The 18556-nt window shown below is 68.6% G+C and carries 13 protein-coding genes and 1 pseudogene; 4 read left to right on the top strand and 10 right to left on the bottom strand.

The features are described from left to right. Nucleotides 1-112: 112 nt before the first annotated feature. Nucleotides 113-2476 carry a protein kinase domain-containing protein gene (locus CHC08_RS34075; RefSeq protein ID WP_179282368.1) on the bottom strand — a complete coding sequence of 788 codons (2364 nt, stop codon included), beginning with the start codon at nucleotides 2474-2476 and terminating at the stop codon, nucleotides 113-115. A 247-nt stretch (nucleotides 2477-2723) separates the two neighbouring features. On the opposite strand from CHC08_RS34075, the gene CHC08_RS34070 reads away from it, so the two are divergent. Beyond that, nucleotides 2724-4298, top strand: coding sequence for a hypothetical protein (locus tag CHC08_RS34070; RefSeq protein ID WP_089211497.1), 1575 nt, complete (start codon nucleotides 2724-2726; stop codon nucleotides 4296-4298). Nucleotides 4299-4595: 297 nt separating this feature from the next. On the opposite strand, the gene CHC08_RS34065 is transcribed toward CHC08_RS34070, so the two are convergent. From CHC08_RS34065 to CHC08_RS34055, 3 genes are all read right to left on the bottom strand, one after another. Then, nucleotides 4596-5810, bottom strand: coding sequence for an NADP-dependent isocitrate dehydrogenase (locus CHC08_RS34065; protein WP_089211496.1), 1215 nt, complete (start codon nucleotides 5808-5810; stop codon nucleotides 4596-4598). A gap of 105 nt (nucleotides 5811-5915) precedes the next feature. Further along, nucleotides 5916-6155 carry a DUF3017 domain-containing protein gene (locus CHC08_RS34060; protein ID WP_179282367.1) on the bottom strand — a complete coding sequence of 80 codons (240 nt, stop codon included), beginning with the start codon at nucleotides 6153-6155 and terminating at the stop codon, nucleotides 5916-5918. An 85-nt stretch (nucleotides 6156-6240) separates the two neighbouring features. Beyond that, a complete protein-coding gene (locus CHC08_RS34055) occupies nucleotides 6241-7362 on the bottom strand; it encodes a citrate/2-methylcitrate synthase (RefSeq protein ID WP_089211494.1) in 1122 nt (373 codons plus the stop codon). A gap of 181 nt (nucleotides 7363-7543) precedes the next feature. Here CHC08_RS34055 and CHC08_RS34050 point away from each other — a divergent pair, with 181 nt between their 5' ends. Then, entirely contained in the window at nucleotides 7544-8209 is a 666-nt protein-coding gene (locus tag CHC08_RS34050) for an FHA domain-containing protein (protein WP_143653442.1), read from the top strand. A gap of 2 nt (nucleotides 8210-8211) precedes the next feature. Here the strand turns inward: CHC08_RS34050 and CHC08_RS34045 are convergent, their stop codons facing one another. The 4 genes from CHC08_RS34045 to purN all read right to left on the bottom strand — a co-directional run bounded on the left by CHC08_RS34045 (nucleotide 8212) and on the right by purN (nucleotide 11691). Then, nucleotides 8212-9072, bottom strand: coding sequence for a bifunctional methylenetetrahydrofolate dehydrogenase/methenyltetrahydrofolate cyclohydrolase (locus CHC08_RS34045; RefSeq protein WP_089211493.1), 861 nt, complete (start codon nucleotides 9070-9072; stop codon nucleotides 8212-8214). A gap of 21 nt (nucleotides 9073-9093) precedes the next feature. Further along, the gene (locus CHC08_RS49935) at nucleotides 9094-9267 is read right to left on the bottom strand and encodes a hypothetical protein (protein WP_179282366.1); all 174 of its coding nucleotides are present in this window, start codon (nucleotides 9265-9267) and stop codon (nucleotides 9094-9096) included. Between the two features lie 152 nt (nucleotides 9268-9419). Next, a complete protein-coding gene (purH, locus tag CHC08_RS34040) occupies nucleotides 9420-10964 on the bottom strand; it encodes a bifunctional phosphoribosylaminoimidazolecarboxamide formyltransferase/IMP cyclohydrolase (RefSeq protein WP_179282365.1) in 1545 nt (514 codons plus the stop codon). Between the two features lie 109 nt (nucleotides 10965-11073). Beyond that, nucleotides 11074-11691, bottom strand: coding sequence for a phosphoribosylglycinamide formyltransferase (gene purN, locus CHC08_RS34035; RefSeq protein WP_089211492.1), 618 nt, complete (start codon nucleotides 11689-11691; stop codon nucleotides 11074-11076). A 79-nt stretch (nucleotides 11692-11770) separates the two neighbouring features. On the opposite strand from purN, the gene CHC08_RS34030 reads away from it, so the two are divergent. Beyond that, nucleotides 11771-12178, top strand: coding sequence for a hypothetical protein (locus tag CHC08_RS34030; RefSeq protein ID WP_089211491.1), 408 nt, complete (start codon nucleotides 11771-11773; stop codon nucleotides 12176-12178). Nucleotides 12179-12423: 245 nt separating this feature from the next. Beyond that, the gene (gene dnaE, locus CHC08_RS34025; protein WP_089211490.1) at nucleotides 12424-15945 is read left to right on the top strand and encodes a DNA polymerase III subunit alpha; all 3522 of its coding nucleotides are present in this window, start codon (nucleotides 12424-12426) and stop codon (nucleotides 15943-15945) included. Nucleotides 15946-16181: 236 nt separating this feature from the next. Here dnaE and CHC08_RS34020 read toward each other — a convergent pair whose 3' ends face one another. Both CHC08_RS34020 and CHC08_RS34015 read right to left on the bottom strand, forming a co-directional pair. After that, nucleotides 16182-17846: a cell division protein PerM gene (locus CHC08_RS34020; RefSeq protein WP_089211489.1), complete on the bottom strand. Its 1665-nt coding sequence runs from the start codon at nucleotides 17844-17846 to the stop codon at nucleotides 16182-16184. Between the two features lie 226 nt (nucleotides 17847-18072). Beyond that, nucleotides 18073-18556: pseudogene (locus tag CHC08_RS34015) on the bottom strand (succinate--CoA ligase subunit alpha); the annotation flags it as partial.

Raw genomic sequence — 18556 nt, 5'->3', positions numbered from 1 at the left:
GGGAAGAAACACGGCCCCGGCCGAGGCGGGCAGGAACGCGGGTCCAGGCACAGACGATCAAGGCGAGAAGTGGCTCCAGGCGCAGACGGCCGGGGCGGGAAAGAGCGCGGCGCTAGGCGCAGGCGGCCATGGCGGGGAGGCTGTCCTCGCGGGTGGCGAACTCGACCTTGGAGAAATGCTCGGTGAGCAGCCTCTCGATCGTGCCGTCCTTGTAGAGCGCGACGATCGCCCCCTGCACGGCCTTGCAGGTGCGCTCGTCGCCCTTCTTGAGGGCCACCGCGTAGCGTTCGTCGGTGAGCTTCAGGCCGAGCACCTTGTAGCGAACGGTCTCCCGGTCGGCGAAACCGGCCAGCAGCAGGTCGTCCCCGGGAACCGCGTCGACCTCGCCGTTCAGCAGCTTGGTCATGCAGTCGGCGTAGTTCTGGACGGGGACCAGGGTGAGACGGTCCACCGCGCTCTGCAGGACGGCCACCGAGGGGCTGAAGGCCGGTTGGCACATGCGGCCGCCCTCCAGGTCCTTCACGGTCGCGATCGGCGAGCCGTCCTTGACGAGGACGTCGACGTGGGCGAGGTAGTACGGTCCGGCGAAGGTGACGTCGTCCTTGTCGTTGATCGGGTACGTCGCGAGGACCAGGTCGAGGTCACCGCTCGACAGCAGCTTCGGCCGCTCCTCCCTGCTGGTCGCCCGGAAGGTCACGCCGTCCCGGGGCACCCCCAGCGCCTGGGCGATCTCGAGGGCGAGGTCGACCTCGAACCCCTTCCAGTCGCCGTTGTTGTTCTTCAGCGCGATGCCGGGCAGTAAGTCACGCACGCCGATGGTGAGCTTGCCGGTCTTGGCCGCCTTGTCCACCACGGAGGTGAACGCCGCCGGGTCGGGCTTTTCCGTGGGCTGGGCCTCGGCGCCGAACGGCGGCCACCCGGCCGTGGCGGCGACGGCGGCGACTCCCCCGATCAGCAGGACGGCCACCGCCGCGGCCGCGGCGATCCAGCGGCCCCTGCGGGAGCGTGTGGACGGGTCCGGACCCGGGCCAGGACCCCCGACCCGGGTCGTGTCGAGCGACTGCCAGCTCGGGGGCGGAACGTCCGTCGGGCGCTCGCCGTACCCGGGAGCCGAGGGACGCTCACCGTAGCCCGGCGACGACGGACGCTCGCCGTACCCGGAAGACGACGAACGGCCCGGGGACGAGAGACGCTCGCCGTACTCCGGAAACGGAAGCGGCCGCTCCCCGGGGGACGACGGACGCTCGCCGTATCCGGAAGGCGAATGGAGCGTGGGTGACGGACGCTCGTCGTACCCCGGGGACGGAGGACGCCGCTCCCCCTGTCCGGGAGACGACGGACGCTCGCCGTACCCGGGAGGCGATGGATGGCCGGGAGACGACGGACGCTCGCCGTACCCGGGGGACGACGGACGCTCGCCGTGGGGCGGCTCCCGGCGGTCGTCCTGGACGGGTGCGTCGTAGCCGGGGTGCCGCGCCTGGAAGCCCGTGACCGGGAGGGCCGGATCGCCAGGGACGGAAGGGACGGAGCTGCCCGGCCTGGTCCCCGGGATGGGGATGCCCGTTCTGATGCTCGGGATCCGCATCGGGCTGGTGGCGTCGTCCTGGTCCGGGCCGGCGACCTGCGCGCCCTGGTTGAGGATCATGGGTGACGCGTTCACGGTCTCGGGGTGGCCGAGCATCCGGAGCAGGATCTGGTCGGCCGAGGGCCGGACGGCGGGCGACTTGGACAGCGCGGAGCGGACCACGCCGCGCAGCGGCTCCGGCATGACGCCGAGGTCCACCTCGTGGTTGAGGATGCGGTTCAGCACGACTGCGATCGAGGTGCCCGCGAAGGCCGTCTCCCCCGTCGCGGCGAACACGATGGTCGCGCCCCAGGCGAACACGTCGGTGTACGGGCCGACGTCGGAGCCGGAGATCTGCTCGGGCGCCATGTAGGCCGGGGTGCCGATGGCCCGGCTGGTGATCGTGCCGGTGGAGTCGATGATGCGGGCGATGCCGAAGTCGACCACGCGGGGGCCGTCGGCGGCGATGAGCACGTTGTCCGGCTTGAAGTCGCGGTGCACGATCGAGGCGTGGTGGATCGCGGTGAGCGCGGTGGCCGTGCCGATCGCCAGCCGCTGCAGCGCGTTGCCCTTGATCGGGCCGTCGTCCTCCACGACCTGGCGCAGCGACCTGCCGTCGATGTATTCGCTGGCGATGTAGGGGGTGTCGCCTTCGAGGTCGACGTCCATCACGCCCGCCGTGCAGAACGAGGCGACCCGCTGCGCCGCCCTCGCCTCCCTGGCGAACCGTGATCTGGCGATCGCGTCGCCGGAGAACTTCACGTGCAGCAATTTGATCGCCGCACGCTCTCCCGACTCGTTCATCCCCAGGTAGACGACCCCTTGGCCACCCTCGCCAATCCGCCCGACGACGCGGAACGGCCCCACCTGGCGCGGCTCCCCCGCTTCCAGCGGCGCGATATCCGGCATCATCGTCCCCACGATCTCGTAATGTCCGACAAGCCAAACTTTACGGTGTCGCAGCTTGCCCACTCGCTGTGTTATCCCGACGTGACCCCACATTTCCCACAGTCCGCGCCCCATCGCCCAGCTCTCCCGCCACGAAGCACACGGGCACACCCGCCTACCTAATTTCCGACAATCACCCCAATCTGGCGCTCCAACCGCTTAGATCGCTACCGTTGACCGTCCCCTCAGGCAAGCCGGAGCAAAAACCCTCATGCGCCGATATATCGGTTATCGCGAGTTCGTCCAGCGCGATCAGCGTTCCCTCGTCGGCCTCGCCCTCCTCCTCACCGGCAGCCACGAGCAGGCCATCCGTCTCGCCCTGCGTGCCTTCCACACCGTCGGCCTCAACTGGCCCCCGCCGCTGTGGGAGAACCCCACCACGCACGCCCAGATCGCGCTCTACCGCCGTTTCCTGCAGCGACCGAGCTCCGCGGGCAGCACGGCCCTGGTACGGCTCCCGCCCCGGCAACGGGTCCTCGTCGTCGCCTGCCTCCACGACGGCAGATCCCGCGGTGAGATGGCCACCCTGCTCAGCCTGCCCCTGGCGACCGTGGAAGCGGAGATCACCGAGGCGGTGTCCACGCTCACCAAGGGCAACGAGGGCCGTCTGGTCGCGAGGCTGGCCACGGCCGCGGGCGAGGCCTCGGTCCCCGACCTCACCGCCCGGGCCATGCGCACGCTCAGGCGTCGCCGCAACCGGGGAGCCCTCCTCACCACGGCCGCCGCCCTCGTCCCGATCAGCCTCATCGCGGGATTCATCCTGTTCCAGTCGGGAGAGGTGTGGTGGAACTCCGCCCTGGGCGAGCAGAACCACCCGCTCTCGACGAGGGACCCGGAGACCATGCAGGTGCTCCCCGCCCCGACGGAGGCTGCCGGCCCCCAGCCGTGGCGGGCCCCGAAAACCTCCGCTGTGATCCGCTACGCGGTCCCCGGGCGGTGTCCCGGCGAGGTCCTCCCGGCGGTCGACGACTCGGCCACGGCGGCGGCCGTAGAGATCACCTGTGCGGGCTGGACGCTGAACCTGATCTCCAGCGGAGACGCGGACGACTCCTCACCCGACGCGAAGGCGTGCGAGGGCCAGGACCGCTGCGAGTCGACCGTGAACGTTCCCGACGCCGCGCAGCAGCTCGCGAACGGCGCCGCCGGAGACGACCCTCAGCTGGATCCCACCATCAGCCTCGACGGCCGCCGCATCGCCTACCTCAGCGCGGCGGAGCGCCGGTATGTCGCCTACGACCTGCGAAGCGGCATGAAGCGATACCTGTCGCCGGTGCTCGTCCCCGCCGACACGGAGAACGGCACGCTGGTGAGCGTCTCCGCGGACGGCCGCCACTTCACCGTCACGCTCGGCAGGCGGCAGCTGAGGACCGACTTCCTGACAGGGGCCCTGACTCCGTTGCCCGCCGCGCAGGTGTCGGCGGCGGAGAAGACGTCAGACTGGCTCCGCCGGCAGTATCCCGTCTGGAAGGACGCACCCAGCGGCAGATTCTCCGCCGCGGTCGGAACCGAGAAGACCTCACCCGGAAAGTCCCAGAGCCTCCACATCATCAACACCGCGTCGCGAAAGGTCATCAAGCGCCTCCCGCTCCCCTCCCCGGGCGAGCCCACCATGGCCGAGGTCGTGAGCTGGCTGAACAACCGCGAGGTGGTCGTCAAGATGACGGACAAGACAGGCAGCGACCTTCTCGGCTTCTTCCGGGTGAACGCGGTCACCGGGCAGACGCATCGCGTGGCCGGCCTTCCCGACAACGACCCGATCGTGCTCGGCGCCGGAACGGCCCTGTGACCCGACCGCGGCGGGCCGGGGTTTCGCGGGGCCGCGGCACGGCCCCGGCCCGGCGGACCCACGCCGCGGGATCGCGACACGGCCGCGACACCGTCACGACGCGGCCGGACATGACGCGGCGGCGGAGCGATGTGGAAGCCCAGACCTGCGGTTGACAGAACCCCTTGACAACACTGGTCGTCCACACGTTGTCAAGGCGGGCCGTCCGTACATCGGCAACGCGGGCCGTCGTACGCGGAGAAACGAAAAGGGCCGCCCATCGGGCGGCCCTTTCACAGGCTTCTCACCGGCGGTGAGTCAGGCCATCTTCTTCTTCAGGTTCTCGTCCAGGGCCGAAAGGAAGTCCTGGGTGGTCAGCCACTTGGCGTCGCTGCCGACGAGAAGCGCGAGGTCCTTGGTCATCTGACCGCCCTCGACGGTCTCGATGCAGACCTGCTCCAGCTTCTCGGCGAAGTCGACCACCGCGGGGGTGTTGTCGAGCTTGCCCCGGTGCTGGAGGCCACGGGTCCACGCGAAGATCGAGGCGATCGGGTTCGTGGAGGTGGGGTTGCCCTTCTGGTGCTCGCGGTAGTGACGGGTCACCGTACCGTGGGCGGCCTCGGCCTCGACGGTCTGGCCGTCGGGGGTGAGCAGGACCGAGGTCATCAGGCCGAGCGAGCCGAAGCCCTGGGCGACCGTGTCGGACTGGACGTCACCGTCGTAGTTCTTGGCGGCCCAGACGTAGCCACCCTCCCACTTGAGCGCCGCGGCGACCATGTCGTCGATCAGACGGTGCTCGTAGGTGATGCCGGCGGCCTCGAAATCGGCCTTGAACTCGGTCTCGAAGACCTCGGCGAAGATGTCCTTGAAGCGGCCGTCGTAGGCCTTCAGGATCGTGTTCTTCGTGGAGAGGTAGACCGGGTAGCCGCGGGACAGGCCGTAGCGCATGGAGGCGCGGGCGAAGTCGCGGATGGACTCGTCCAGGTTGTACATCGCCATCGCGATGCCGGGGCCGGGGAAGTCGTAGACGTCCAGCTGGACCGGCTCCGAGCCGTCCTTGGGGGTGTAGGTGAGGGTCAGGGAGCCCTCGCCCGGAACCACCAGGTCGGTGGCGCGGTACTGGTCGCCGAAGGCGTGACGGCCGATGATGATCGGCTTGGTCCAGCCGGGGACGAGCCTCGGCACGTTCGACATGATGATCGGCTCACGGAAGATGACGCCGCCGAGGATGTTGCGGATGGTTCCGTTCGGGGACTTCCACATCTTCTTGAGGCCGAACTCCTCGACCCGCGCCTCATCCGGGGTGATCGTGGCGCACTTGACGCCAACGCCGTACTGCTTGATCGCATTGGCGGCGTCGATCGTCACCTGGTCGTCGGTGGCGTCGCGGTGCTCGATCCCGAGGTCGTAGTACTTCAGGTCGATGTCCAGGTAGGGAAGGATCAGCTGGTCCTTGATGAACTGCCAGATGATCCGGGTCATCTCGTCGCCGTCAAGCTCGACGACGGGGCCCTCTACCTTGATCTTGGGCATGCGTGTAATTCCCCTTCTGAACTAACAACCGGCCAGACGTCCTTTTTGAGGCTCACTGGCCGTTGAGGTTATCGGACGGGCAAGATTGCCTCGCAATCCACCCTTTCATCCGATCGATCGCGGCATAAGCCATGGATATTGAAGGAGGATCGCGCCCACCATCAGCGCGATCCCGAGGAGCGCGAGCGTGGCGAAATCGGTCAGCCTGCGGCGTACGGCGAGCCGCCCGCCCCCGGTCAGCCGTGCCAGCGCTCCCAGCGTTATGACCGCGCCGAGGGAGAATCCGCCCCACTCAGGCTCGTCGGCCACCACGGCGAAGACCACGGCGAGGACCGCACCCACCACTACCAGTGGGTACGGTCCCCAACGGACTTCGGCTGCTCTCGACGCTTGTACGTTCACCGGTTCATCTTCCGCTCTCGCAACCGGCTCATCGCTCGGCAATCGGCTTCCACTTCTGGTCCCGCTCGCCGATGTACTCGCTGTCCGGACGGATGAGACGGTTGTCGGCGTGCTGCTCGATGACGTGTGCCGTCCATCCTGACATGCGACTGACCGAAAAGACCGGAGTGAACAGGTCGGTCGGAATGCCGAGATAGTGGTAGACCGTCGCGGCATAGAAGTCCACGTTCGGATAGAGGCCCTTCGTCTCGAAGACGACCTCCTCCATCTCCTTGGACATCCGATAATACTTGTCGTCTCCGGAGGCCTCGGCGAGTTCCTGCGACATCTTGCGCAGGTGCGTGGCACGCGGGTCCTCGGTCTTGTAGACCCGGTGCCCGAAGCCCATGATCTTCTCGCCCGCGGCGAGCCGGTCACGCACGGACTGGGCGACGGCGCTCGGGTCGAGCGACTCCAGGGTGCGCATGACCTGCTCGTTCGCGCCGCCGTGGAGCGGGCCCTTGAGGGTGCCGATGGCCGCCACGATGGCCGAGTGCATGTCGGACAGGGTCGCGGCGCAGACCCGGGCGGCGAACGTGGAGGCGTTCATCGTGTGGTCGGCGTGGAGAACCAGGCAGGCGTCGAAGATCCCGACCTCGTGCTCACCGGGGGTACGGCCGGTGATCTGGAGGAGGAAGTTCGCCGCGATGCTCAGTTCGGGGTCGGGTTCGGCGATCGTGGTGCCGGTCCTGGCCGCGTGATAGCGGGCGACGAGGATCGGCTGCTGCGCGGTCAGCCGGGCGGCCTTGCGCAGGTTGGCCTCGGGACTGTTGGAATCCTTGTCCGGATCGTCGCCGGCGGCCAACGAGACCAGCGTGCGCAGCGCCTCCATGGGCGCCTGCTTCTCCGTGATCTCGGGGATGTTGGCCTCGGCGAGCGCGCCGAGTTTGCGGCCCCGGACGAGCTCCGTCCCGTAGGCGGCCAGCTGCTCCCCCGTGGGGAGGCTGCCGTACTGCAAGAGGTGTGCGGTCTCTTCGAAGGTGGTGCGTCCGGCCAGATCGTGGATGTCGTAACCACGATAGAAGAGGCGACCGGCCTGGCCGTCGATGTCACTGAGCGCTGTGGACGCGGCTACGACATCGGCGAGACCTTTTTTGGGTTTGTCCGCCATGAGTGTTTCCTCCGCTTATCTGTGTCCGAAGTCTACCTGTGAGCAGGGGAAACCTTTCCGAGAGGTCCAGACCAATTTCACGAAGGATTCTCCTTCTGGCAAAGGCGATTCCCCATCACCTCGTTTGGGTAAGCCGGAGCTGTAGGAATAGTTACGGCGGGCTACCTGGGGAGGAACTGCCGTGGAGGGGCCGTTCATACGCATCGAGGACACCGGCGAGGTGGTCCCGTTGCGCCCCGAGATCACGACGATCGGGCGTGGCCGGGGAGTGGACATCCGGCTCACCGATCCAAGTGTGTCCCGGTTGCACGCGGAATTCGTTCGGCGCGGGCCCTACCTGTATGTCGTTGATCTGGGCCTGTCCCGCAACGGCACACGGGTGAACGGCAGGCCGATCGCCCGGAGGGTGCTCGACGACGGTGACGTCGTGTCCTTCGGTGCCGCGCGAGGCAGGATCGGCGGGGTCCCACGTGAGGACTTCGCCCCCGAAGTCGAGCTCCGCCGCGCCGCGGCACCGGAGCTGACACGACGAGAGGTGGATGTGCTCACGTCGCTGTGCCGTCCCGCGCTGTCGGACGAGGCGTTCGTCGCCCCGGCCACCGCACGGGAGATCGCCGACGATCTGGTGGTGACGGAGGCCGCGGTCAAGCAGCACCTCCTGCGCCTCTACCAGAAGTTCCGGATCCCGGAGGGCACCAACCGGCGCACCAGGCTGGCCAACGAGGTCGTCGCCCTGGGACTGGTCAGGCCCACCCCGGTGGTGCCGCCGCAGCGTGCGGCCGGCACCCCGGAGCCCCGGCAGGCGACGACGACAACCGCGACGACCGCGAACCGCCGGGCGTCCTAGTCCTAGTCCTGGTTCCGGCCCTGCTTCTCGGCGGCCTCGACCACATTGGTGAGCAGCAGGGCCCGGGTCATCGGGCCCACGCCGCCGGGATTGGGCGTGAGGAAACCCGCGACGTCACTGACGTCGGGGGCGATATCACCGGCGATCTTGCCGTCGACCCTGGAGACGCCGACGTCGAGCACGGCGGCTCCGGGCTTGACCATGTCAGCGGTGATCAGGTGAGGCACACCCGCCGCCGCGACGATGATGTCCGCGCGCCGGGTGTGGGCCGCCAGGTCCTGGGTGCCGGTGTGGCACAGGGTGACGGTGGCGTTCTCGGAACGGCGGGTCAGCAGCAGGCCGAGTGAGCGGCCCACGGTGATGCCGCGGCCGACCACGACGACCTCGGCGCCCTTGATCGGCACGCCGTACTCCTGCAGGAGCAGGACGATGCCGTGCGGCGTGCACGGCAGCGGCGCGTCGATCATGTGGACCAGTCGTCCCAGGTTGACCGGGTGAAGGCCGTCGGCGTCCTTCGCCGGGTCCATCCGCTCGATCAGCGCCAGGGTGTCGAGGTGCCGGGGCAGCGGGAGCTGGACGATGTAACCGGTGCACTCATCCGAGGCGTTGAGCTCGTCGATGACCGCCTCGACCTCCGCCTGGGTGGCCGTCGCCGGCAGGTCCCTGCGGATGGAGGCGATGCCGACCTCGGCACAGTCACGGTGCTTTCCCGCCACGTAGATCTGGCTGCCTGGATCGTCGCCGACGAGAACGGTGCCGAGACCGGGGACGATGCCCCGCTCCGCCAACGCGGCCACTCGGGTCGTGAGGTCTGCCTTGATCTTCGCTGCGGTCGCCTTGCCGTCCAGAATCTGCGCGCTCATGGATTCAATCCTTCCATGAGATCATCCGCGGTCCGCTTCCCTCCGCTCGATGATCCTGCGGGTGAAGGGGATCCAGTCCATCGCCCGGTTGCCGAGGTAGGCCCCGCCCACCGCGAGAATGATCAACAGCCAGGGACTGGCCCAGAAGCCGTTCATGATCACAAAAGCGTTCAGGGCGGTGTCGAGCAAGGGCATGAGGGATCTCCATAGAGGTGAAGGAAGGGGATGCTTCACACTAACCGCGAGTCAAACCTTTTTCGCCCAAAATTTTCTGTCCAATACGCCACTTTCCTGTCTCCGGTGTACGGCCGCCCCAAGCGTCACGGCGGCCGCACACCACGTGAAGATCAGTGGAAGAAGTGGCGGGTGCCCGTGAAGTAAAGGGTGACCCCGGCCGTCTCGGCCGCGGCGATCACTTCTTCGTCCCTGATCGAACCACCGGGCTCCACGACCGCCTTCACGCCGGCGTCGATGAGGATCTTGAGGCCGTCCGCGAACGGGAAGAACGCGTCGGAGGCCGCCGCGGCCCCCTGGGCGCGGTCGCCGGCGCGGGAGACCGCGAGCTGCGCGGAGTCGACCCGGTTGACCTGGCCCATGCCGACGCCGACGCTCGCGCCCCCGGCGGCGAGCAGGATCGCGTTGGACTTCACCGAACGGCAGGCCTTCCAGGCGAAGGCCAGGTCGGCGAGGACCTCGGCGGAGGCCGCGGAACCCGCCTTGAGCTCCCAGGCGGACGGGTCGTCGCCCGGGGCGTTCACCCGGTCGGTGGTCTGCACCAGCAGGCCGCCGTCGATCCGGCGGGACTCCGCCAGGTTGCCCGGCCCCTTCGGGCAGACCAGCAGCCGGATGTTCTTCTTCCCCGTGAGCACCGCCAGCGCCTCGGCGGTGAAGCCGGGGGCCACCACGACCTCGGTGAAGACCTCGGCGATCTGCCGGGCCAGCTCCTCGGTCACCTCTCCGTTGACCGCGATCACACCGCCGTACGCGGAGACCGGGTCACACGCGTGGGCCTTGCGGTGCGCGTCGGCCACGTCGGCGCCGACCGCGATGCCGCAGGGGTTCTGGTGCTTGATGATCGCGACGGCGGGCTCGGCGAAGTCCCAGGCGGCCCGCCAGGCGGCGTCGGTGTCGAGGTAGTTGTTGTAGGACATCTCCTTGCCGTGCAGCTGCTCGGCGTTGGCCAGGCCGTCCTTCTGCCCCGAGTAGAGGGCCGCGCCCTGGTGCGGGTTCTCGCCGTAGCGCAGCGGTGACTTGAGCTTCCACGCGGCGCCCATGTAGGACGGCCACGCGCCTTCCTCCGCGGCGTAGACGTCGGCGAACCAGGAGGCCACCGCGGTGTCGTAGGCGGCGGTGTGGGCATACGCGACGGCGGCCAGGCGGCGGCGCTCGGCGAGGGTGAAACCGCCCTCGGCCACGGCGGCGAGCACGTCGTCGTAGGAGCGCGGGTCCACCACGATCGAGGCGGTGCCGTGGTTCTTGGCCGCGGCACGGATCATCGCGGGACCGCCGATGTCGATCTGCTCCACGCACTCGTCGGCGGAGGCGCCGGAGTCGACGGTCTCCTGGAACGGGTAGAGGTTGACCACGACCAGCTCGAACGGTTCGATGTCCAGCTCTTCGAGCTGCTTGACGTGGGCCGGGTTGCCGCTGTCGGCCAGCAGACCGGCGTGCACCCGCGGGTGCAGGGTCTTGACGCGGCCGTCGAGGCACTCGGGGAATCCGGTCAGCGACTCGACCGGGGTGACGGGAACGCCGAAGGAGGCGATCTTCGCGGCGGTGCCCCCGGTGGAGACGATCTCGACGTTCGCGGCATCGAGCCCGCGGGCCAGCTGCTCCAGCCCGCTCTTGTCATACACCGCGATCAACGCGCGCCGGATGGCGATGCGGGTCACTTCGTGGTCCTCCTGTTTGGTTCCGGTTTTCCGGTGACAGCCCAGCGCGTTCGCTGAATCGTCCCTGCTCACTGAGCTCGCTGAGTCCCTGCTCACTGGCCTGCCCAGGTTAGCCGGACCGTCCGAGGCGGACGGTCCTGCCGGTGACGGTCCAGCCCTCGCGGGCCATCCGTCCGACGGTCTCGACGAGCAGGCTCCGCTCGACGCCCTTGATGCGCTGGTGCAGAGTCTCCTCGTCGTCACCGTCGAGCACGGGCACCGACGCCTGGGCGATGATCGGCCCGGTGTCGACCCCGGCGTCGGCGAGCATCACCGTGCAGCCGGTGATCCGCACGCCGTACGAGAGCGCGTCGCGGACCCCGTGCGCGCCGGGGAACGAGGGCAGCAGCGCGGGGTGGGTGTTGAGCACCGGGAAGGAGCTCAACGTCGGCGTGCCGAGAATTTTCATGAAACCCGCGCAGACCACGAGATCCGGTTTGTGCTCCGCGATCCGCGCGGCGAGCTCCCGATCCCAGTCCTCCCGGGTGGGGTGATCGGTGAGTTTCTCCACGAAGATCGGTATCCCGGCGCGCTCCGCCCGGGCCAGCCCCTCGATACCGGCGCGATCGGCGCCTACCGCCACGATCCGGGCGCCATAGGTTTCGTCCGCCACAGCGTCCAGCAAGGCCTGTAGGTTGGTTCCAGAACCGGACACGAGGACCACAAGCCGAACGGCCTGAGATGACACCGAAGCACTCCATTCGGACGGGGACTCATGCCGTTGCCAGGGTATCCGCCTGTCCGAACCCGCGATGCAAGGAGCTCACGTGACACTACCCGTCCAGGCACGACCAGCGGAGGGCGCGGGGCGGCGGGCACTGCTGCTCGCGTTCGCCGCCGTGGTGATGACGCTGGTGCTCCCCCTGGCGGGACTCGTCATGTCGATCTTCGCCCTCATCGCCTCGATCCGGGCGATCAAGGCGCTGCGTTCGGTGACCAAGCCCGTGGGCATCGCGGTCTCGGGCATCATCCTGTCGGTGATCGCGCTGCTGATCTGCCTGTCGGTGACGATCCTGCAGTTCTACTTCAGCAAGGAACTGGCCTCCTACACCGAGTGCCGCAGGGGCGCGGGGACGGTCACCTCCCAGAACGAGTGCGTGGACCAGCTTGAACAGGCGATGGAGAGCAGGCTGGGCCTCCAGCCCGGCGACATCCAGTTCCCCTTCCCTCCGTGAGCCCCTCCGCGAGCCGGGTTTCGTTCTGACGCCGGGCGCCCGCGGAATGACGTTTCGTCCTGACTTCGGGCGCCCGCGAAACGACGTTTCGCTCTGACACCGGGCGCCCGCGAAACGACACCGGGCGCGCCGGCCGAACCCTTTGGACATCCCGCCGAATATGAGGTCGGGGCACGTTCATGGCCGCGTTCGTCGTAGTCTGAAGTTACTTCGTTGTATGCCTGTGACAACCAAGGACGGCCTGGGTGTCCGACTCGTTTGTGCATCTGCACGTTCATACCGAGTACTCCATGCTTGACGGAGCCGCCCGTTTGAAGCAGATGTTCAAACAGGTCGGCGATCTGGGCATGCCCGCCATCGCGATCACCGACCACGGCAACATGCACGGGGCCTACGACTTCTACCGGCAGGCCACCGCCGCCGGAATCAAGCCGATCATCGGCATCGAGGCCTATGTCGCCCCGTCCTCCAGAAACCAGAAGAAGCCGGTCCTCTGGGGCGAGCCGCACCAGAGGCGCGACGACGTCTCCGCGGGTGGCTACTACACCCACATGACGATCTGGGCGAAGAACGCCACGGGTCTGAGCAACCTGATGAAGCTCTCCTCGCGCGCCTACACCGAGGGCTTCGTCCGCAAGTGGGCCCGGATGGACGCCGAGATCCTCGCCGAGCACTCCGAGGGCCTGATGGCCACGACCGGCTGCCCGTCGGGCGAGGTCCAGACCCGCCTGCGCCTGGGACAGTACAACGAGGCGGTCGCGGCGGCGGCGAAGTTCCAGGAGCTCTTCGGCAAGGACAACTACTACCTAGAGATCATGGACCACGGGCTCGACATCGAGCGCCGGGTCCGCGACGGCCTGACCCGCATCTCCCGCGAGCTGGACATCCCGCCGCTGGTCACCAACGACTCCCACTACACCTACGAGTCGGACGCGACCTCCCACGACGCGCTCCTGTGCATCCAGACCGGCAAGCAGCTCGCCGACCCCGACCGGTTCCGCTTCGACGGCAGCGGCTACTACATCAAGGACGCCGACGAGATGCGCGCGGTGGACTCCTCGGACCTGTGGGCCGAGGGCTGCCGCAACACGCTGCTGGTCGCCGAGAAGGTCGATCCGACCGGCATGTTCGGCTTCAAGAACCTGATGCCGACCTTCCCCATCCCCGACGGGGAGAGCGAGGAGAGCTGGTTCCGCCAGGAGGTCTGGCGGGGCATGGAGCGCCGCTTCCCCAACGGCGTCGACTCCGAGCACCGCGCGCAGGCCGAGTTCGAGATGAACGTCATCCTGCAGATGGGTTTCCCCTCCTACTTCCTCGTGGTCGCCGACTTCATCATGTGGGCGAAGACCAACGGCATCCGGGTCGGCCCCGGCCGTGGCTCGGCGGCCGGCTCGCTGGTGGCGTACGCGCTGGGCATCACCGACCTCGACCCGCTGCCGCACGGCCTGATCTTCGAACGGTTCCTCAACCCCGACCGGGTCTCCATGCCCGACGTCGACATCGACTTCGACGAACGTCGGCGCGGTGACGTGATCCGTTACGTGACGGAGAAGTACGGCGTGGAGAAGGTCGCCATGATCGCGACCTTCGGCACCATCAAGGCGAAGGCGGCCATCAAGGACGCGGCTCGCGTCCTCGGTCATCCGTACGCGCTGGGCGACAAGGTCTCCAAGGCGTTCCCGCCCGCGGTGATGGGCAAGGACATCCCGCTGTCGGGCATCTTCGACAGAGACCACCCGCGCTTCAACGAGGCCGGTGAGCTGCGCAAGCTGTACGAGGAGGACGTCGACGTCAAGTCGGCGATGGACCTCGGCAGGGGCCTGGAGGGCCTGATCCGGCAGACCGGCGTGCACGCCGCCGGCGTCATCATGTCCTCGGAGGTGCTGACCGACTACATCCCGATCATGCGCCGCGACTCCGACGGTGTGATCATCACGCAGTTCGACTATCCGACCTGCGAGACCCTCGGCCTGCTCAAGATGGACTTCCTGGGGCTGCGCAACCTCACGATCATCGATGACTGCCTGAAGGCCATCAAGGTGAACACCGGCCGCGACATCGAGCTGCTCGACCTGCCGCTGGACGACGCCACCGCCTACGAGCTGCTGTCCCGCGGCGACACCCTGGGCGTCTTCCAGGTCGACGGCGGCGGCATGCGGTCGCTGCTGCGCCTGATGCGTCCCGACAACTTCGAGGACATCTCGGCGGCGCTCGCGCTCTACCGGCCGGGTCCGATGGGTGCCAACTCCCACACCAACTACGCGATGCGGAAGAACGGCCAGCAGGAGATCACCCCGATCCACCCCGAGCTGGAGGAACCGCTCAAGGAGATCCTCGACACGACCCACGGCCTGATCGTCTATCAGGAGCAGGTCATGGCCATCGCGCAGAAGGTCGCCGGGTTCTCCCTCGGCAAAGCGGACCTGCTGCGCCGCGCGATGGGCAAGAAGAAGAAGTCGGAGCTGGACAAGCAGTACGAGTTCTTCGAGCAGGGCATGAAGGACAACGGCTACTCGGCCGCCGCCATCAAGTCCCTCTGGGACATCCTCCTGCCCTTCTCCGACTACGCCTTCAACAAGGCGCACACCGCCGCCTACGGACTCATCTGCTACTGGACCGCCTACCTCAAGGCCAACTACCCCGCCGAGTACATGGCCGCCCTGCTGACCTCGGTCAAGGACGACAAGGACAAGTCCGCGCTCTATCTGAACGAGTGCCGGCGCATGGGCATCAAGGTGCTTCCCCCGGACGTCAACGACTCCGACTTCGACTTCACCCCGCGCGGCACCGATGTCCGTTTCGGCCTGTCGGCCATCCGCAACGTCGGCGGCAACGTGGTCGACGGCATCATCTCCGCGCGCAAGGAGAAGACCCGCTTCACCGACTTCAAGGACTTCCTGAACAAGGTCCCCATGGTCGTCTGCAACAAGCGGGTCATCGAGTCGCTGATCAAGGCGGGGGCCTTCGACTCGTTCGGGCACGTGCGCAAGGGCCTGACGATGGTTCACGAGCAGGCCGTCGACAACATCATCGGGATCAAGAAGAACGAGGCTCAGGGCCAGGACTCCCTGTTCGGCGCCATGGAGGGGGCCGAGGACCAGACCTTCGACGTGCAGATCCCCGCCGGGGAATGGGACAAGAGCACCCTGCTCCAGTTCGAGCGCGAGATGCTCGGCCTCTATGTCTCCGACCACCCGCTCTTCGGCGTGGAGCATCTCCTCGCCTCCGGCGCCGACTGCTCGGTCGCCGCGCTCCAGGAGGAGAACCGTCCCGACGGCCAGATCATCACCGTCGGCGGCATCCTGAGCGGCGTCCAGCGCAAGGTCACCAAGAAGGGCGACACCTGGGTCCTGACGATGCTGGAGGACCTGGAGGGCGCCATCGAAGTGATGATCTTCCCCTCGGCGTACCAGCTCTGCTCGACCGTGCTCGCCGAGGACGCCATCGTCTTCGTCAAGGGCCGCCTGGACAAGCGCGAAGACGTCGGGAAGATCATCGCCATGGAGGTGACCGCGCCCGACCTGAGCCGTGAGGCCGGAGACGCCCTGGCGGTCAGCCTCGCCCTGACCCGCGCCACTCCCCCGCTCATCGGCCGCCTCAAGGACGTGCTCACCGCCCACCCCGGCACCACCGAGGTGCACCTGCAGCTCCACAACGGCAGCAAGACCACCGTCGTACGCCTCGACGACCGCCTCCGCGTGTCGCCGTCCCCGTCCCTGGTGGGCGATCTCAAGCAGCTGCTGGGACCCGCCTGCCTCGGAGCCTGAAGAGCCCGGACGCGTGGCGGCCGCGCACGGGCTGCGGTACCCGGCTCACATAGGGCTCCGTCATGGGCTGCCGTACGCGCCCGAACCGCGGGAGGACGCCATCGTACGTCCACGTAGACGACATGACCGCCTTGTCATCGGACTCGTCGACGACTTAGCCGCGGTCCCAGGCATAGGGGTCCACGTAGATGACGTGACCGCCCTTGTCGCCGGACTCGTCGACGACTTGGCCGTCCTCAGTCGCGGTCCCAGGCGTAGGGGTCCACGTAGATGACGTGGCCGCCCTTGTCGTCGGACTCGTCGACGATGTCGCGCCGGGGCGGGCGCGGGGGCTCCGGACGGTGGGCCTTCGGCGGGCTCTCCACCGCCGCCGAGGCGTGCTCGTCCTGCCAGTCGTCCCTGATGACCGGAATCGGCTGGGTGTCGCACTCCGTGGCGTCCAGCCAGTGGCCGGGGAGCGTGCTGCGGGCCTCCTCCGACTCGGCGAACCCGACCTTGCTGGCCACCGACCCGGCGGCCCTGGCGAGCTTGACGCTCGCCTTACGGACCGGCGCGGTGGCCGTGCCGACCTTCGCGGCGGCCTTGGTGACGGCCGCGTTGTGCCCCCGGAAGATCAGCCACCAGTTGGCCAGCCCCGCGGCGATCCCCGCGGCGACGCCCACCTCCAGCGTCACCGAGAGCATGACCTGCCAGGCCTCCGGGCCCAGCGAGGCGAGCCGCGCGCCGCCGAGCGAACCCCCGGACAGCGCGGCCAGCAGCCCGGCCGCCGCGCCTGTCACCAGTCCGCAGACGAACCCCCACAGCGGCGCGCCCTCGTACGAGGGCGAGGGCGAGATCCGGACGACCAGGATGCCCGCCACGGCCCCGGCGATGAACGGCACCGCGATCACCACCATCACCCAGGCCGGGGTCGGGCCCGCCTCCGGCAGCGCACCCAGGATCGGCAGGCTCGGCACCGTGCCGAGCTGCACCCCCGTCGGCGCGACCAGCGTGCCGGTGCCGACGGCGAAGCCGGGGCCGACGATGTAGGCCATCGCCCAGATGACCGCGTTGAGCAGGTAGAGACCCTGGACCAGCAGGAGCAGCAGGCCGCCGACAAAACCGGGCGACAGGATGCCGGACAGCTCCCGGACCTGCCCGAAGTTCACCACGAGGGCGCCGAGCACCATGACGGCGCCCGCCACGAGCATGATCGCCAGAGCCGCGGACGAGCCGACCACGACCGAACGCAGCCGCTCGGGCAGCAGGCGCAGCATCAGGCGCCACGGTCCGATCGTCCTGGCGGTGGCCAGGGAGCCCGCGAGGAAGGCCAGCACGAGGTGGCTGATCAGCGTTTCGGCGAGGAAGGGCTGGGTGATCTCGTTGCGGGTGACCAACGCGATCATTCCGGCCAGCAGCGCGTACGGCGCCGCCAGCGAGATGCCGGCCTGGGCGACCAGCACCAGCTGGGCCTTGCGACGGGCGTTGGCCACGTCCTTGGGGGTGTTCTTGGGCAGGCGGGCGGGCAGGCGGAGCCGCAGGTCCGCGTCGCGGGCCATCCAGATGCCCGCGCGGTAGAGCAGGAACGCCGGGAGCACCATCAGCCCGAGCGGGAGCAGGCCGACCGATCCGCCGGGGATGGCGAACCCCGCGTGGTGAGCGGCCAGCCAGAGCTGCGCCGCGGTGCGGAACACTCCCGGCAGGCCGGTACCGAGCGCGCCCCGGGGAGAGGCCACCCAGCCGACCAGGGTGAGTGTGGTCAGCACCGCCAGGCCCACGCCGAGCGTCCAGGCGGCGGCGAGCATCCCGGAGACGGGAAGCGGCCGACGGACATCGTCGTCGTCACCCGTGACGCCAGGCAGGGGGAGTCGGCTGAGGACGTTGCGGGGGGCCGTCCGGAGCTGATCGAAAAGGGCCGTCACAATAGTCGATGGTCTCAGGATCTTGGGGCGGAAGAGACTCCTTCGCCCCCGCGTGTCGCGCCATACGACGGGAAAGGCGTCCGGCGGGGTGCCGGACGCCTTTCTGACGGTCGAAACAGCGGTCCCGCGGGCTTCCGGCCGAGCCGACGCCCGTAGGGCCGCCGGCAGGACCGGCGGGCCCGCGTGGCCTCACCGGGCCGGCGGGCCCGCGCGACCTTCGGCCGGACTAGCGGGCCTGCATGACCTCGCGCATGAGGCGGGCGGTCTCGCTCGGGGTCTTGCCGACGCGGACGCCGACCTTCTCCAGAGCCTCCTTCTTGCCCTGCGCGGTGCCGGCCGAGCCGGACACGATCGCGCCCGCGTGACCCATGGTCTTGCCCTCGGGGGCGGTGAAGCCCGCGACGTAGGCGACGACCGGCTTGGTCACGTGCTGCTCGATGTAGGCGGCGGCACGCTCCTCGGCGTCTCCGCCGATCTCCCCGATCATCACGATCGCGTCGGTGCCCGGGTCGTCCTGGAAGGCCTGCAGGGCATCGATGTGGGTGGTGCCGATGACCGGGTCGCCGCCGATGCCGACCGCGGTGGAGAACCCGATGTCGCGCAGCTCGTACATGAGCTGGTAGGTCAGCGTGCCCGACTTCGACACCAGGCCGATCCGGCCGGCGCTGGTGATGTCGGCCGGGATGATGCCCGCGTTGGAGGCACCGGGA

Source organism: Streptosporangium subroseum (assembly GCF_900188345.1).
Lineage (GTDB): Bacteria > Actinomycetota > Actinomycetes > Streptosporangiales > Streptosporangiaceae > Streptosporangium > Streptosporangium subroseum.
The sequence above is the reverse complement of the archived record's forward strand: the minus strand, read 5'-3'. Positions and strand labels throughout refer to the sequence as shown.

Excerpts from the sequence above, each read along its gene's own strand:
- CHC08_RS34065 (WP_089211496.1), bottom strand. The coding sequence starts at position 5,810 with ATGCCCAAGATCAAGGTAGAGGGCCCCGTCGTCGAGCTTGACGGCGAC.
- CHC08_RS34055 (WP_089211494.1), bottom strand. The coding sequence starts at position 7,362 with ATGGCGGACAAACCCAAAAAAGGTCTCGCCGATGTCGTAGCCGCGTCC.
- CHC08_RS34075 (WP_179282368.1), bottom strand. The coding sequence starts at position 2,476 with ATGATGCCGGATATCGCGCCGCTGGAAGCGGGGGAGCCGCGCCAGGTG.
- CHC08_RS49935 (WP_179282366.1), bottom strand. The coding sequence starts at position 9,267 with ATGCCCTTGCTCGACACCGCCCTGAACGCTTTTGTGATCATGAACGGC.
- CHC08_RS34070 (WP_089211497.1), top strand. The coding sequence starts at position 2,724 with ATGCGCCGATATATCGGTTATCGCGAGTTCGTCCAGCGCGATCAGCGT.
- CHC08_RS34045 (WP_089211493.1), bottom strand. The coding sequence starts at position 9,072 with ATGAGCGCGCAGATTCTGGACGGCAAGGCGACCGCAGCGAAGATCAAG.